This window comes from Bacillus sp. FSL R9-9410 (assembly GCF_038050385.1).
Lineage (GTDB): Bacteria > Bacillota > Bacilli > Bacillales > Bacillaceae_G > Bacillus_A > Bacillus_A cereus_U.
Window position 1 is genome coordinate 2,263,467 of record NZ_JBBOTV010000001.1, and the last position, 17,392, is coordinate 2,280,858.

Genomic DNA, 17,392 nt, shown 5'->3' on the forward strand with positions numbered 1-17,392 from the left:
TTCTATCTAATTTATTTTGTCGAAAAAAGTCGATATTTTCATATTTTTTTCATTTAATTATTGTACATTTGCACATTTAATGTTAGGATTATGCCTATTCAAATTAGATCCTATTGATTCCTCTTTAAGATTTCTTTATTTTATTTGTGAAAATTAGTTACTTTCTAGTAAATTCCCGGCAATAATACAGCAAACTACACTAATAATAATTCTAAAATTATATTTTCACCTCGTAAATTCATAAAAAGGAATTTAAGTCAAACTATATTTTCTATCTGTGTATATTCATTCTTTATTCAAACATGATTAATTATAAGTTCTAACTCGTTAATCAAATTTAAATAACAATTTTGATTCTAAAATAAGTTCAAAATCAAAATAAATATATTGTTATTTCAAAATAATGTTGTAAACTATCTTTAGAATGGAAAGATTTATGTAACAGCATGTTAAGGGGTTACAGGGGGAATAAAAATGAGAAATTTTTTCGATGACAGGTATAAAAATATTGAATTAAAAAGGAGACTATTAAATATAATCAGTGAAATTAGTGAATTAAAAGGAAAATTAGCTGCTTATCAGGAACAAAATCCTGATATATTTACTAGCTTAGAAAAAACCATACCACTTCATTACATAAAAAACTTTACTACTACCTATGAAGATATAAAAGTCCCTAATAAAAGATTAAAAGAACTTATTTTAGATGATATAGTACCTCAAAATATTTCGGAAGATGCTATCTTTTGTTTTTATCAAACACTTACTTTTGTACATAAGAATTCCTGTGATTTATTAATCAATCCAGAGACTATACAGGAATTACATTTTCAATTAATACATTACATTACCTCTGACAGTGCCAAATGGCGCGAAAAACCGTTTACTATTCCAGGTATTCCTGAAAACGGAATGCACTTAAATAGTTACCGCATTCTTCCACATGAGCTTATTCCACAAGTAATGGAACAATTATGTGATCAATATAACTCATTAAATTCTAGTAAGGGCCATCATTCACTTTTATTAATAGCTCGTTTTATATTTAATTTTTATTGCATAGTCCCTTTTAATCAAGGAAACGGCAGATTGGCACTTATGTTAATTCAATTGCTATTAATTAAGAGTGGAAATACATTTGTAAAATATGTATGTCTGGATAAATACATTAAGAAAAACAAATCTGAATATTACAATTCGTTTTATAAATCTTCGGTAAATTGGTACTGCGAGGAACATAATAGTAGCTTTTGGTTAAAAACGTTTTTAACTATTATATTAGAGGCGTACAAAGATCTTCATAATACAGTTCTAGATTCTATATGTAAGCATACTAAAGTGGAGAGAATTCAGGATTTTATACTTAAACAAAAACAACCCTTTACTAAGGAGTGCATTCGTAACACATATCCAGACATAGCAGAGAGTACAATCAGTAAGGCTTTAAATTCCTTGCAATTGTTTGGCCATATTAAGCTAGTGACAAAAGGAAGAAATGCTAGTTGGATTAAAGTTTAACTATATTTGTAAAACACTTACAGTTCAAAAAAGAAAATTATAACTTTATCATTTAAATTCATACCTTTGGACTCTTATTCATTGAATTTCACTTTAATATATTAAGCTATTATTACTAATTTAGTTATTTCTAATTCCTACAAAACATTTTATAGGAATATTTGTCGAAAAAAGTCGCATTTTAATATTTTTTCTTTATTTTCTGGTTGTAAACGTTTTATTTTCATGTTACCATCTTAATCAAACAATAGATGGTAATAAAAATGAAAATATTTCTTTCCCTTAGAAACATATAAACGTACGGTCATATCAAGAAAATAAGGCCAAAGAAATATTTGATACCTATCCAAATTACCAATAGGAATTTTGCCGCATTAACTTTCTGTTATTTCAGAATAAAACTTCACATTTTGTCCCTAAACAAAATTTGTTAGCGTGCAAAATTCAAATACACTAAAACACCCAAATAAATGAAATGTCCTTTTTTATTGAGCATTGAGGTATGAAAAAATAATTCTTCCTACAAAATTCAGCTGAGTAACATAAGGACATCTAAATTACTACCTTTATCGCCATCTATTGTTGATAACATATTTACCAACTATTAAAAAGAACCTATCAAGGGTTCTTTTTTATTATAATCATTCAAATTTCACTTCTATCTTGATACTTAGATTTCTAAACAAATTACATCTACTTTTTTACTCTCAATTATTGAATTTATAATATAGTACTTCAATTTTAGTTATTCTTGATCTCAATCCGTTTAAATTAGTGAATAAAATTCAAACATATAAAAATAATAACTACAACTAATCGTTATATATTAAAGAGGTGTCAATTTTGTCCTTAAATGAAAAGACCCTAGAAACAAAGACAGATAAAACCATTGAAAAAATCCAAACAAGTAACTTAAAAGAACTTAAAAATACATTAGATAACATCTTTGATATTAGTGCAGATTTGATTGAACATCCTTTGCAATTAAAAACAAACACGAATATTTTACTATATTATTTTGAAGGCCTTACAGATGGTGTTGCATTAAAAGGAAATGTTGTTACACCATTATTACAAGAAGTGAATGAAGACAGTCAAATATTTAATTCTAATATTATTGCTACTCATACCAAAATAGTATATACGTGGAATGAAATTAAAGAAGGATTACTTGAGGGACAATGTGTACTGTTTATGGAAGGAGAAAAGAGGTCCCTTCTAATAAATACAAAAGGCTGGGCAGAAAGAGCGATTCAAGAACCCATTTCAGAAGTTACTATTAAAGGCTCACATGATGGGTTTATTGAGAATGCCACAAAAAACATAGGCTTAATTCGTCGATATATTCCTTCTACTGAATTGAAAATTAAAAAATTGACAATTGGAGAACGCGCCACTTCTTTAGTCTATTTAATTTACTTAGGGGATGTAGCAAACGAAGATGTGGTCCAAGAAATAGAAACCAGAATCTGTAAAATTAAAACGGATGCGGTATTGAGCATTGGAGAACTATCTAATTTTACAAAGGATCAAAATTGGACTCCTTTTCCACAGGCTTATTTAAGTGAACGCCCAGATGCCATTTCTAATCATATACTTGATGGAAAAGTAGCAGTGTTAATTGATAGATCTCCTGGTGCGATGATTGTCCCAATGAATTTAATTGGATTTTTTCAGACTCCAGATGATTATAATATTCATTGGCTCATTGCATCATTTTTTCGCTTATTACGATTTGCAGGATTTATTATAGCTATTTTTTTACCCGCAATTTATATTGCTATAGTCTCTTTTCATTTTGAAGTCATTCCTTTAGATTTATACACTTCTATTGCAACGTCAAGAGTCAAAGTCCCTTTCTCCCCCTTACTGGAAGCTTTTATAATGGAAATCACACTGGAAATGCTACGTGAAGCTGGTATTCGCTTACCACAACCAATTGGACAAACAATTGGAATTGTTGGAGGGATTGTAATTGGGCAGGCGGCTGTTCAAGCTGGTCTTGTGAGTAACGTTATGGTTATTATCGTATCTATTACCGCCATTGCATCATTTATTGTTTCTAATTATGACTTATCAAGTTGTATTCGGCTTATTCGTTTTCCAATGATGTTATTGGCCTATTTTTATGGGATTGTAGGTATTGTTAGTGGATTAATGCTCTTATTTGCTCATTTTGTTTCATTAACTTCCTATGGTTCACCATATGGATTGCCAATTGCACCATTTCGTCTCCAAGAGTTAAAAGATTCTTTTGTAAGATTTCCTATTTCCATGATCACCACCCGCTCGAGTACAGGACAGCCGAAACAAAGAAAGAAAAAAGAAGGTGGTTCGCATGGGAAATCTTAAATTCCAAAACATAACTTTATTTGAATTTATTATTTTCATCCATTCACTGCAACTAGCATCAGGAATGTTAATTATGCCAAGCCCTCTTGCCACTACCGCTGGTACAGACGGATGGATTTCTATCATTTCGGGATGGATAATTACTTCTATAATTGGCATATTTATTATATTAATGTTACAAAAAAATCCTAACAAAAGCTTCTCACAGATTTTAAAAACATACTTTGGTAAATGGCTTGGGACAATTTTTCTTCTTTTATATGCCTTTTATCTATTTTTTGCTGGTTTTAATACTTTATTAAAGGCAACTGATATTGTAAAAGTGTGGATATTCCCTTCCACTCCTACTTATCAAATCGCCATATTATTACTATTGCCTTTTATCATTTTAGCCCTGAGTGGGTTAAGGGCTCTTACTAGTTATTCTATGCTTGTTTTCTTCTTCACTACTTGGATGCCACTATTTCTTCTTTTTTCATTAAAAAGTAACTACAATCCTTTACATCTACTACCTATTTTTAAAGATGGCATATACCCTATTGTAAAGGCAACAAAAGAAACCATTACTCCTTATGCAGGCTTAGAAATTGCATATTTTATTTATCCGTTCTTACAAAAAAAACAAAAAGCCATAAAAGGAATACTAATAGCGAATACTGGAACCATGTTTTTCTATATATATGTGACTATTCTTTCTTATATATACTTTAGTCCGGAGGGGATAAAAGACGTAATTTGGCCAGTATTTCATCTGTTAAAAGGGGTTCGTTTTTCTTTCGTAGAACGATTAGAAATTATATATATCGCTTACTATTTGATTGTATTTTCCACTACAATATATCCGTATTTATTTTTCAGTTTCGAATCTGTGACCATTTTATTTCAAAAAACCGTTCACAATTGGGTGCTAGTTGGTTTTATGCTATTAATAGTCGGCTTATTCGTTTTTCTAAATCCCGATGTGGATCAATATTTATTTATATATTCTCTTATGGATATCTTAAATATCATTTTCTTTATTCTATTACCAATCTTCTTTTTCGCTTACAGCATTCTTTTTACTTGGTTTACTAGGAGGAAACAGCTTTGATTCGAAAATGGATATGGATTGTAATCTGTTGTGTATGTTTAATTGGTTGTAGTCAGAGAATTCCTCTTGAGAAGGTTTCATTAATCCTGTTAATCGCCTTAGATAGAACTTCTAATGGAGACGTAAAGGTGGGCACAAGCATACCACTCTTTCATCATAAACAGCAAAAAAGTACTATAGAGCATTGGACGCAGGCATCAACTGTATATAATGGATTCAGTAAGATAGATACGAAGTTAACGGGTTATATGACAGCCTCAAAAGCCGAAATCATTTTAATTGGAAAAAAATTAGCACAAGAAGCAAATTGGATGCAGGAGCTTGATTCTTCTTACCGTGATCCTTACGCTACCATTAATGCTAAAGTAGTACTTGTTGATGGACCTGTAGAAGAAATTTTCACAATTAATAAGCCCGATAAACCATCACTACCATCTTATATAAGTAGTGTAATTGAATCCTCCATTCAAAATAATCAATCCGTTTCTTCCACTATTCAACAATTAATGAGAGAAAAAAATGAAGAAGGAATGACACAAGCTGTTCCAGTTATCAAAAAAACAAAAAATGAAATTGACACGATAGGAATTGCACTTTTAGATCGACAAGGAAAATTTTTAACTCGTATCCCTAAAAAAGATGTTAAATTCTTCAATCTTATAAATAAGCCCAAAAATAAAGGTCGGATGATACTACACCTTGCGCTGCCTCCTAAAAAATCCAATAAAAAACCAAACACTTCTATCTTGGTACAGAATGCGACAAGGAAGGTAGATGTTAATTTTCAAAACGGAAAGTTTGTATTTAATTTCGATATAAACGCTAATGTAGCCTTAGTAGAAAAAACCAATGTGAATTTGCTTAAGGAGCATTATGATAATAAAAAAAACATAAATAATTTAGAAAGCGCTATCCAAAAAGAAATTAATAAGAAATTACAAAACATGTTGGATGAAATACAGCAGAATAAAATTGATCCAATCGGATTATCCCTATATGCTAGAGCTTTTCAATATAAAGAGTGGAAAAAACTAAAAGGAAATTGGTTGCAAGCGTTAGCAGAGGCTAAAATAAATGTAAAGACACACGTCAAAATAAAAGATACTGGGACCATTAGAAATTAGACTAGCCTATTCTTGTATTTGATAGCATTTCTCAGTAAAATTTTCCCTCCTCAATAATTATTATGTAAAAGATGCTAACTCAAAGAAAAATTTTTCAGTTCTTTTAAAAGGGCAACAATTCAACTGCGGTAATCGAGTACATGTTTCTGACTTAAGGAACTGAAGAACTTATAACTCTGGTGCAATTGATATGCCAGATTCCATTCCAATTGCAACTCCATGACATAACATCAAAGCCGAAATTCCACTCATGTTTTTTCATTTATATGGCAAACTATATTTAAGCTGTTTCAACTAGCGGCTTCACTCTTCTGGTAATGGGAAAGCAATTTATTATAATTGATTGCCTAACTCATTCAACCCACTGGCACCGGTAGGCAACAAAAATTGTTGTCTGCCATTTTCATGTATACTTTTTCTGATTTCATTTCAAACCATATAGAATTAGTGTTTTGTACTGATTTTTAAAAGAACAGAAATTTACTTTTTAAAAAATAAAAAGGATAAGGTCCTGTCTACTTTGGTATAGGAGTTTTTCTTTTCACATATACTATTTTTGAACCTGTTTACCAATACGTGCCCTATTGGTGCCTTGAATTCCTCCTAAGCACCTTTGTTATTTGGATTTACACAGATTTGAAGTTAAGAATAATAAGCATGCTTTCTTATTATTCTTAGTTTTTATCCAGAATAAATTCCTCCTAAAAAGGGCGGCAGATACGACTGCATGCCCTTTTTATTTACATCTCTGTTCTTTATCCAATAAAGCAATTGAAAACTAAAAATGCAATATTTCATATTTTTCCAGTCCAGATTATGTTAAAGTTTATTATGTTATTTATTTCATAGTCGAATTACGGTTTCATATCTAATTCAGCTATATGTGAGCTATATACCAAAAGAAAAGACACCCGAAAGGTGTCTTTTCTTCTTTTAATCTAAAAAAACATTTTTCTTTTTCAGAAAGATCCAATATATCCCTCTTATCTAAACCCCTTATTTAAAGGAAATTGGATTACGGTACTCAAGAGTTTTCATCTATATCAACATATTAACATTTAAATTCCAAATCAATTTTCTAGCAATATATTTGTTTTCTTAAAGATCTTTAATCTTGTTCTTAAATTTGTCAAAATCCTCATATAGATATACAAAAAATATATGCTATTATGATTTTAAGAAACTATGCGTTCCCTTAACCCTGTATTCGGCCCTGTATTTTTACAGGGTCTTTGTTTATTTTATTTACTTTTATTTTACTTATAAGAGTTAGTACACACCCAATTTCAATTAAAATCGTTTAAATGTTAGTTAGATTTTGAAATAATATATCTATAAGCTTTTTTAACACATGAAATCTAATATTAGACATATATAACCAACTTGGGGCTATTATTAGATTTCTAAATGTATACTGCACTAAACGCTCATTAACACTATACACATAGCGTTAACTATATTAATTGAATATTAGTAATAGTAAGTATAAATATTATCAATTTACTATATATTATTACATTTATGTAAAAATATATGTATGTTAAGCTTTTTCAAAATCTTTCCCCTAATAAAGATTTGAAGTAGCATTTCATGGTTCTCCTTACTGTTAATATGCCTTGAAAAAGAACCCTATAGGGTTCTTTTTCTTCTCATTACATCCTCAGCAAGTCTTTATTTAACATACAAACAGGACTACCAATTACTTGCAGCCCTGTTTGCACGTTAATATACACTTATATTAAGTCCTTACCACTTTATTTTTCTGGGAATTAATACTAACTAAACATGTCATTATCACTTAGATGTATAACACTTCAAAATTTAGAAGTATACAATAACAAATCTTTCCCAGCTTCCAGCTACATAACGTTTAATTCCCTTTTGATTTATAACAAACAGCTTCAGACTTTAGCGTGTTATTTGTGCTAATTCGTTTTTTGGGAAAGAATCCTACAATTAATAATGCCAACATCCATGCCAGTATGAGCATTATATTTATTCTATTGCTTGCACTTAAACTTAAAGTGCTCCACATGTAGGTGCGACAAAACAAGTACAGAGCAATACTAAAAAGTATAAGTGTTCTAACTCCAACTCTAATGTAAGTTTTTTTCTCGTGTTTCAAAATAAAAATTCTTTTTCCCTTGTTCAATCTAATTACAAATAGCATTAAGTATATCCCAAGCGTTGCTCCAATAACAACGGATATAATTGTGTTGATTTTTCTTTCCTCTTTGAAGGAGAAGTAACTTTCAGGGAACTTCCCAGTTTCGTGTTTTATCCATTCGTGGTAAATATCCTGTCTTAAGTCTTTACCATTTTCACCATTCGTGAGAATGACCAATCCATCCTTTGTATTCGGAATATAGCCATAAAAGGAATGCCATCCCCGATTATCACCCGAATGATACATCATTTTCCATTGATTAGATAACTTACTCTCAAATATCCCTAAACCATTCTCGCCTAATATTGGTTTTTGCATTTCCTCCACACGTTCACCTTTAATGACACCATATCCCTTACCTTTATGATCGTTGTTGTCCATACTTGCAAGTATGAAAGTCATCAAATCCGTAACATTTGTTTTGAGACCTGCGGCAGCCTGTTCGGTATAATGATAATTTGGGATTTCTTGGCCGAAGTATCCGTACGCCTTCGAAAGATTTAAGTTATCCGGGGTTTGTCGGAATGAGCTAGATTTCATTCCTAATGGTTTCATAATTTCTTCCTCCATATAACGTTCGAATGGCATTCCTGTCACCTCTTCAATAACAAGCTGCAAAATCGTATAGCCAATCCCGGAGTATATCGCTTCTGAACCCGGCTTCTTAATTATTTCAACCGAATCACTATTCCACCCTTTCCCAGACAGTGATTCTTCAATAGAATTAAGCGGTTCCCCAGGTACCACTCCTAAATACCCTTTATGTGTGGGTAATCCTGCCGTATGGCTTAATAACCTTCTTATCGTGACTTCATTATTATCAAACTTCGAATTTGGTAATTTCCATTTATTTAGATGCTCTCCAACCGGATCATCTAATGATAGAAGCCCTTCGTCTACAAGATGTAGAATTCCCCAAGCAGTAAGACTTTTGGACACTGAACCCGCCTGAAATACAGTATTATCATTCAATTCTTCCCCCTTCTTTTTATCTGCATAACCATAATTTAGTGTATAAGCAATACGCCCATTGTGTACAACTCCTATTGCAACCCCTGGTACATCATAGTCCTCCTGCCATTTAGGTACTTGCTCATCCATCTTTTTCTTAAAGTTTTCTATGCTCCTATCAGCTAATATTTTCGATTGTGCCCTTACTACTTTCGTGGAAGTCAATTCACTCATAATGAATATGAAAATAAATATGCATACAACATTTTTAAAAAACCTAGATGTTCTTTTACTTTTTTTCATCCATCTCAACCTCTTTTTTTCAGAATATTCTATTCGTTATACAGATTATCTTATTCAAACATCCAATTCTATCGATTTTAATTACATAACCTTACAAGTTTGTAATAAAAATCAACTCCATGCATTTCTCAGGCTATTCACTTTCCAACATCAGTAGATAATAGTATTTATTCTTGTGGGACATTACGACCATAAAAAAGAGCACCCCGTGTCAGTTCGCTTTTTCTAAGAAGATATTCTATCTGTATCCACTCGATAGCTAATTGAAATAAAACATTCAAAAAACCATTAACTATCTCTCAGTAGCTTGAATGAATGGGAAACAGTTAATAATGTGAGTTTTTTACAAGTTACATTAAAAAATATAGCTGTTGATGAAAACAAGAGTATATATAATAGAGAGAGTATTTTCATTTCACTTTTATATAAATAAAAGCCAAATAGCCGTTCATAATGAACGACTATTTAGCATCTTACTAATAATTTGAATGTTCTTCATGTTAATCTATTTTGTTTAATCCCGTAGAAGTAACTTGATAGGTTCTTTTTTTACCTATATATTCTTGTTTATTATTCTCAAGGTTAATAAGTGTAGCGCGTGTCTTTTCCTTTACCGCTTCCCCTTCTATATGGGTAAACTCAATGTAATCTCCCACTTTTACGGGCACAGCTTGGCTTTCAGCAGTTTGTTGTCTATTTCCCACTATTTCCTTATTGTACACAACACTACCGGATGAATTCTGTACTTTAATACTTGCATACGTATTATTAAAATAAGAATGTGGTACACCTGCTTCTAAATTCACCTGCATTTTCTCTGTTGCCCTATTATAATCTACTTTTGCGATTTCTCTATCACTATATCCCTTTAAAGACCAACCAAATTGATTTCCGTCTAAAACCGTTGTTTCTGGCATTTTTTCTACTTTCTTCATGCCTTCTTTTGTAACTTCATACATTGCTTTTTTTCCAAAGATTTCTTGTTTATCGTTGTCTACATTTGTGAAAGTAGCTCTATGCACACCTTCTAAATGTGTTAACTCAATATAATCTCCTACGTTAACTGGAACTTTTTGCAATTCAGCATTTTGTTGTTTGTTTCCATAAATGTCTTTCTTGTATACTACTTTCCCTGATGCATTTTGTACTTTAATACTCGCATATGTTTCATTAAAATAATGATGTGGTACGCCTGTTTTTAAGTCAACTTGCATTTCTTCTGTCGACTTATTGAAATTGATTTTAGCAAACTCGAAATCACTAATTCCTTTTAGTGACCATGCAAATTGATTTCCGTCTAAAATTGTTGCTTCTGGCATTTTTTCTACTTTCTTCAAGCCTTCTTTTGTGACTTCATACATTGCTTTTTTTCCAAAGCTTTCTTGTTTACTGTTGTCTACATTTGTGAAAGTAGCTCTATGCACACCTTCTAGATGTGTTAACTCAATATAATCTCCTACTTTGACTGGAACTTTTTGCGATTCAGCATTTTGTTGCTTGTTTCCATAAATGTCTTTATTGTATACTACTTTTCCTGATGCATTTTGCACTTTAATACTCGCATATGTTTCATTAAAATAATGATGCGGTACGCCTGCTTTTAAGTCAATATGCACTTCTTCTGTCGACTTATTGAAATTGATTTTAGCAAATTCGAAATCACTAATCCCTTTTAATGACCATGCAAACTTGTTTCCTTCTAAAATATTATTTACATTAGGTATATCTGGTTTAATTGGATTAGAATCCGTCCCCTTCCAAATCTCTGCTGTTAAAGTTGGATACCCTAATGCAGCCACTTTTTGAATGGTATCGTTATTTGGACGTAATCCCCACTTCTCAAAGAAAGGTATCAAATTTTGTTTGGCTACTTTTGATGCCGAAATCATAAATAATTGTTTTTTATTTTCATCAGTTTGTGGAAGTTCACTTGAAGACATGTCTCTATACAATTGATGCAATTTAGGATAGAAGTCCTCTCCATATGCTAACTGTAGTTGCCAAAGCATAACAAGCTTAACAAAAACATCACTAACTTCGTCATAATTTTTATTAGGTTGTTCTAAGTATTGAAATGCCTTAGTATAAGCGCCCTCCTGTTGCAATCTAAAAGATTGATTAGATGTAAATGCTTTTTCTACAGAAAGGCTGTAAATATTATTTTGTACTTCTGTCATATTATAAAACTTCCAAGGTGATTGCTGTCTCAAATGCCCTGCCTCATGCCAAGGACCCCAGCCATCTTTTATAAATTTATTAATATCTAACACGTATTGGATTGCATCTCCTACATATGCGGTTCGATAAGAAGTTGCATACATATAATAATCGGGAGAATGATTTTCTTCTACGTAATGAATATAATGTTTATCTACTTGTTCCTCGGATAAACCAGCTACTTTGTCTTGAATTCGAGTAGCTTCATCCATCTTTTTTAAGAGTTGTACAGGATCTGTATTAGAACCTAACAAATATTTCTTAACACGTGCAGGGCTGGCCGTAATTAATACACGTTCTCCTTTTAACTCCACTGCATGTGCATTGGGATATTGGTCCAGCATGTTTATTAAATCTTGTTTCGTATGCTTTCCTAGTTCAAAAAAAGGAGTAGTCGTTCCACCTGTTGTGACTGTTGTTCGAATGGTACCACCTTGTTGTTTATTATAAAAATAAATCATCCCCCCATTTGGAGATTGGATTGTGTTTATACCAGGTTTTAATGTAAATGATTTTATTTTAGAATCTTCTCTCCAAGAAGCATCATACGAATACGTTCCAATGTATGCTTGAATATTTTGATTTCCTTCTACATTAATCGTTATTTGTTCATTTGGCTTTGCATATAAACCAGTGGGTTCATATGGACTAAATGCCATACTTTTTCTTTCCTGTTGTTTCAGTACCTCAACATCCCCTTTTCCTGGGACTGTATATATTCTATTTTCTGATTTAACTGACTTTTACTCTTGCAGTGATGTCGATATTTTTTTTTGCTGCTTTGTTTCCTCTGCAAAGACATCTGATGAAGAAACCATTCCAGTCGTAAGCATAGTTACTGTAGCAGTAGCTGCAAGTATTTTTCTAGTTTTATATTTTGAGTTATTCCCCATATTATCTCCCTCATTTTCCCTTAGTACATTTAAGGATTATTATTTTATTTATCATGTTTTTACATCAAAAACTATTTACGCTATTTATGTTGTATCTAATATTCTATTTTTTTCATAATAATCTCCTTTTCTTTATTTCTAATTGTTTATAAATGTTATTTGATGACACATAAAATAACAACTTTACGATAAACTCATCAATAACAACCTATTATGTTCTGATTTAGCATTCTTAACTTCCATCTAATTGTATAAAAGTATTCAATTAGGAAAATACGAATATAAAGCTCACTAATCATAGATTAGGTTTTGCGGAAAAATTCATAAAAATCATTCACCTTAAAAATTCAAACTTGTATAACTACTTTCTACATATAGGATGGAATTATAAAAATATTTCAATAAAATAAAAGACAGAGGCCTGATTATACCTCCGTCTTTTCAATTTATAAAGAACAAAAAATCATTTTATAACTGTATAAATGCCCTTGCAACAAATACCGTATTCCGCTATTTTTTTGAAGAAACAGGATCCATTTTTAATGTTTTTATCCCTTCTTTTAATGTAAACGCATCCGCTCTCAATGTTTTCCAACTATCTTTCGCTGCATTCAAATTAGGTTTTAGGAATTTGAATTTATTTTGATCCGCTTTTTGGGATGCTTTATCAATATGACTAAGCACTCCCGAATATTGAGAATCTAAATCATGCCATTGTGCAGACATATAGGTAAGTGCATTAATAGCCGATCCAATCGCATTGTGCATTTCATTAATATTATTATACGCAACACCAACTACACGATTTAATGTTACTTTATAATCTATAGTCTGACGTAATTGTGCTAACAACGGCTCTAACGTACCTAAATTATTTCTTGCTACCCCTATCATTACACCACCAGCAATCCACGTAGGAATTGAGGGAATTGATACAGTTATTATTCCATCTGATTCTACTTGTTTAAAATGTCTTACTTGCTCTAAAACTTCATTTAGGCGCTTTTCATCTTCATCAATTCCAGATGCTTGGTTTTTCAGAATCGAATGCAAAATATCTTTATGACCTGCAAATGCTCGGACATCTTCTCCAATACTATCTCTTAACTTAGCTAGTTCTTGTATTAAATTCTGTGTATATGCTTGATTTTGTTTAATCTCACCTTGTAAATCTGTCATGCCTTCTTTTAATGTGTCTGCATCCCCTTCATTAATCGCTTCTACTAATGTGTCATAATAATTGTCGAATTTAGTATCATACTCTACAATCCCCGTCAGTGTATCTAAAAGTTGTTTTTTTATGTGTGAATCCCATTTCGTAGCATGCTCTCTTGCATTCTTTTGATCTTGTAGAATTTGACTAGGTAGATTTGTATATCCTTTAATGTCAATTCCTTCAAAGTTAACATCTGGGTTTTTAATTAACAAATAAGAGTAATCATTCATGGATTTTGCAAATACCCCAGCATCTTGCAAAGCTTTTTTCATCTTTTCGCTGTTTACAGAAAGAGATATATCTTCGGTACTAGTTTGTTCCATTTTACTTTCACTTGCGAAGGCTGCCACTGGAGAAACTACAGTAGTTGTTGTCAGAGTTAAAAACGTCGATACAGCAAGTAGTTTATAAGGAAAGTTTTTATTCATTTTAATTCCTCCTATACATATATATTGATTTTTAATTTGTTTTTTCTTGTTTAAAAGCAATGTCTTTTGAAATGAATTCTGCATCCTTATGAATATCATTCCAACTTTGTTTTGCAGCCTTTAAATCATCAGGTATTAAAGAAAGTTTATGTTCTTGCATTTGGTCGATATTATCATATAGATCTTTATAATTCGCTCCCATCGTATTCCATTGTTGCTGAATATTCGTTAGAGACATGATTGCTTGATCCACTGCCTGATACAAATATGTCAACGTGTCTTTTGTATTAGTAAGTGAAATAACTGCTTGGTTAGCAAGATCGGCTTTCATACTTAATTCTCCGATTTTATTAGAAATTTCGTTATAGGAGTTCATATGATTAGATGCCGCAACACCAGCTGCTGTTCCTAAACCGATACCAGCTGCCCCTAGAGCTGTTAGACCACCAACAACAGCTGGTGTCGCTGTGCCACCAGTCACAACAATTACTACCGCTCCTGCAATCGTTCCAATAACTAAAATAGCTGCTCCTAATCCACCACCAATTGACCAGGCTAATACATTATCAAAATGTGCTTTCTGCGTAGAACGTAAATTCTCAATTTCGGCCTGAAGTTGTGGGACTAGTGCTTGTTTTCCCGCTAATATAGCCGTTAATCCCCCTTGTCCATCTGGACCTCCAACATTATTTTTAAAATCTACAGTATTTGTATACAACTTTGTTTTGAAAGCTTCTAACATCTTAATAACTTCCGTAACTTCATTTGAATTTGTATGAATTGTACCGATTAAATCCCCTATTCCTTCTTTGAGGCCCGCCTTATCTTTCTTTTTTACAGTATCTACTAGTGTGTCGTAATAATTTTGAAATTGTTCATCATAATTTACAATATTACGTGCTGTCTTTTGAATGTTTGGCTTCGCTGTATCTAGCCAGTAATTTGCATTGATTCGTGACAGTTCCTGATTCAGGTGAATGTTTTTGATTAATTCTCCCCCTCCTGAACCTAAATCAATGTTGGATAAATTTACATTCGGTTGCTTAATCATTGTTTTTGCGTACAAATCCATTACAAGAATATGAGAGCCTGTTTCAGCCAACACTTTCTTTAACCCTTCAGGTCCTAACGCATAATTTTCTATTTTCTGTTCTTGTGCTGTCTGTTCTTGTGCAAGTGCGTAAATAGTACTACCATTCGTAGCAGTTATAACCGTTGCTAAAGCGGCCAAAGTTATGACCTTAAATGGAAATTTCATTTTTTTGATTCTCCTCCTTATTTTCAGTTGCGTTATAATTTTTTCATTAAACCTTATTTCTCAATATTAAAATTTATTAACTTGTTCTTCGAGTTGATTTGTTACATTTTTTAGTCGTCTTAATGTATCTTTTTGAGACTGAGTGTTATTAGTATCAACTTCAGTCGATAATTTTGTAATACTATTATTTATTAGATTCAAATCCTCTTTATAACGTTTCATTAGCTCAATTTCTCCATCTACTTGATTAGCAAATGTATGCAAATCATTTTGCATGAAAAGAATCATTGATTTTTGTAAATCTGCTACTGTTAATTTAGTTGTTAAGTCATATAATGTCTGATTTTGTTTCTCTAAATCATTTAAATATGCTCTTTGCTCTGCTGTTAGTTCATTAATTTCGGCAAAGGTACTATATGTTTTTTTAATTTTTTCAGAATCAATCACTTTCATAAGATCATACTCTTTCGTTTTTGTAACTGCAGCTGCAGCAATTTCACCTTTTTTACTTTTCTCTATCGCTTCACGTGCTTCTTTTTTGGCAGCTTCAATTTCTATAGCTGATTTTCCCTTTTCTGTTGCTTCTTGCTCTGCTTTCTTCTCTGCTTCTACAATAGCATTGTTTATTTCTTTTCCTTTGTTATACGCTACTACCGCTGTTTGAGCAGCCGGTTCAATGATATCTTTTGATAGACTATAAATTTCTTGGAATACCTTTAGCCCTTGTTCATTTAAAGCTCCTGGTAATAATGCTATTTGCTGTAAATCATTTTGAATTGATTTTTTTGTATTTAGCATTTCATTTTTTAACTTGTCTATTTTTCCTGTTCCCTCTGAACTAAGTACACTCTGTGCTTTTACCACATCTGTATCAAGATTTTTCAGTTTCTTATCTACCTGTAGTTTAAGATCTGTTAACTCATTAATCTGACGTTGCACGTTTTCTTGGTTTGTTATAGTCATATCTTGAAGAACTTCCAGTCTATCTAAAAACCCTTCTTTATCTTCCTTATTATCTACAAATCCTTTTAATGTTGGATAATAGCTATTAAATTTGGTTGCAAATCCTTTGCTTTTTGAATTTAGTAGAATTAATTTTGGATATAGTTCTGATGACCACTCTTTCATATCTTGTTTAATTAGAAATTGAGTTGTATTTAAAGATGGAACTTCTTCAAGTTGCACATTCGGACTTGCTAAGGCTCCATCTATAAAGGTTTGTGTTAATTTGGAGTGTGCACCTATTTTTCGTAATGCTGAGGAAATATCTATATTATCTTGTTTCGTTTCTGCCTGAACGATTGGCATTGCGAGAGTATTGATAGGAATAGTCGCTCCAGTAACGATTGATGTTATTAAAAATCCTGTCATAATTTTATTCTTCATTCCGTACACCTCTTCACTATTGTTTTTTACAGTTTTAATCGTAAATGTTGTACAACCTAACGTTAGGATTTCATCACACACACTTGAGGATAGAACTTTTTTCGATAGAGTAATCGTATCTCGTTTTTTATTGATTTTTGATAGAATATAAGGACCTTACTTCCCCCTCATTTTAAACACTATGTTTTTCATAAGTAAACCTGAAAATCACATTGATTAAATTTAATTTTTCAGATATTTATTATTCGAATTTAAAAATATTATATTTAAAAAAGTTAAATACAAATTTCATTTCATAAAGTGAAATAATTATACTATGATAATTAAACATAAAAATTCTTTGATTCCCTTAAATCTATATGAATCCCTTATCTAAAAATGATTTCAATATAATTTAATAGTGATTAACACATATGTGTCTTTTATATGGATATGTAAAATTACATATCCATATAGGAGTATCTAGCTTAACTACTCCAAAATATTATT

8 protein-coding genes and 1 pseudogene are annotated in these 17,392 nt (G+C 31.5%); 4 read left to right on the forward strand and 5 right to left on the reverse strand.

All coding sequences use genetic code 11. From position 1 onward, the window contains the following. Positions 1–474 precede the first annotated feature (474 nt). From MKX77_RS11870 to MKX77_RS11885, 4 genes are all read left to right on the forward strand, one after another. Positions 475–1,518 (forward strand): Fic family protein, encoded by a 1,044-nt coding sequence (locus MKX77_RS11870; protein ID WP_341306735.1) that lies wholly within the window; start codon positions 475–477, stop codon positions 1,516–1,518. An 843-nt stretch (positions 1,519–2,361) separates the two neighbouring features. Beyond that, the gene (locus MKX77_RS11875; protein WP_341306736.1) at positions 2,362–3,870 is read left to right on the forward strand and encodes a spore germination protein; all 1,509 of its coding nucleotides are present in this window, start codon (positions 2,362–2,364) and stop codon (positions 3,868–3,870) included. Beyond that, on the forward strand, positions 3,857–4,960 hold the full coding sequence (locus tag MKX77_RS11880) for a GerAB/ArcD/ProY family transporter (protein ID WP_341306737.1): 1,104 nt from the start codon (positions 3,857–3,859) through the stop codon (positions 4,958–4,960). The genes MKX77_RS11875 and MKX77_RS11880 overlap by 14 nt, the downstream gene beginning before the upstream one ends. After that, positions 4,957–6,084, forward strand: coding sequence for a Ger(x)C family spore germination protein (locus MKX77_RS11885; protein ID WP_341306738.1), 1,128 nt, complete (start codon positions 4,957–4,959; stop codon positions 6,082–6,084). The genes MKX77_RS11880 and MKX77_RS11885 overlap by 4 nt, the downstream gene beginning before the upstream one ends. Positions 6,085–7,954: 1,870 nt before the next feature. Here the strand turns inward: MKX77_RS11885 and MKX77_RS11890 are convergent. The 5 genes and pseudogenes from MKX77_RS11890 to hblC all read right to left on the reverse strand — a co-directional run bounded on the left by MKX77_RS11890 (position 7,955) and on the right by hblC (position 16,903). Then, positions 7,955–9,505 carry a serine hydrolase domain-containing protein gene (locus MKX77_RS11890; protein ID WP_341306739.1) on the reverse strand — a complete coding sequence of 517 codons (1,551 nt, stop codon included), beginning with the start codon at positions 9,503–9,505 and terminating at the stop codon, positions 7,955–7,957. A 500-nt stretch (positions 9,506–10,005) separates the two neighbouring features. Continuing rightward, positions 10,006–12,615, reverse strand: a pseudogene (locus MKX77_RS11895) (putative mucin/carbohydrate-binding domain-containing protein). 510 nt (positions 12,616–13,125) lie between these two features. Then, complete coding sequence (gene hblA, locus MKX77_RS11900) at positions 13,126–14,259, reverse strand: hemolysin BL binding component B (protein WP_002016983.1); 1,134 nt, start codon at positions 14,257–14,259, stop codon at positions 13,126–13,128. 31 nt (positions 14,260–14,290) lie between these two features. After that, entirely contained in the window at positions 14,291–15,517 is a 1,227-nt protein-coding gene (gene hblD / locus MKX77_RS11905; RefSeq protein ID WP_341306740.1) for a hemolysin BL lytic component L1, read from the reverse strand. A 66-nt stretch (positions 15,518–15,583) separates the two neighbouring features. Beyond that, entirely contained in the window at positions 15,584–16,903 is a 1,320-nt protein-coding gene (gene hblC / locus MKX77_RS11910) for a hemolysin BL lytic component L2 (RefSeq protein ID WP_341306741.1), read from the reverse strand. Between the last annotated feature and the right edge of the window lie 489 nt (positions 16,904–17,392).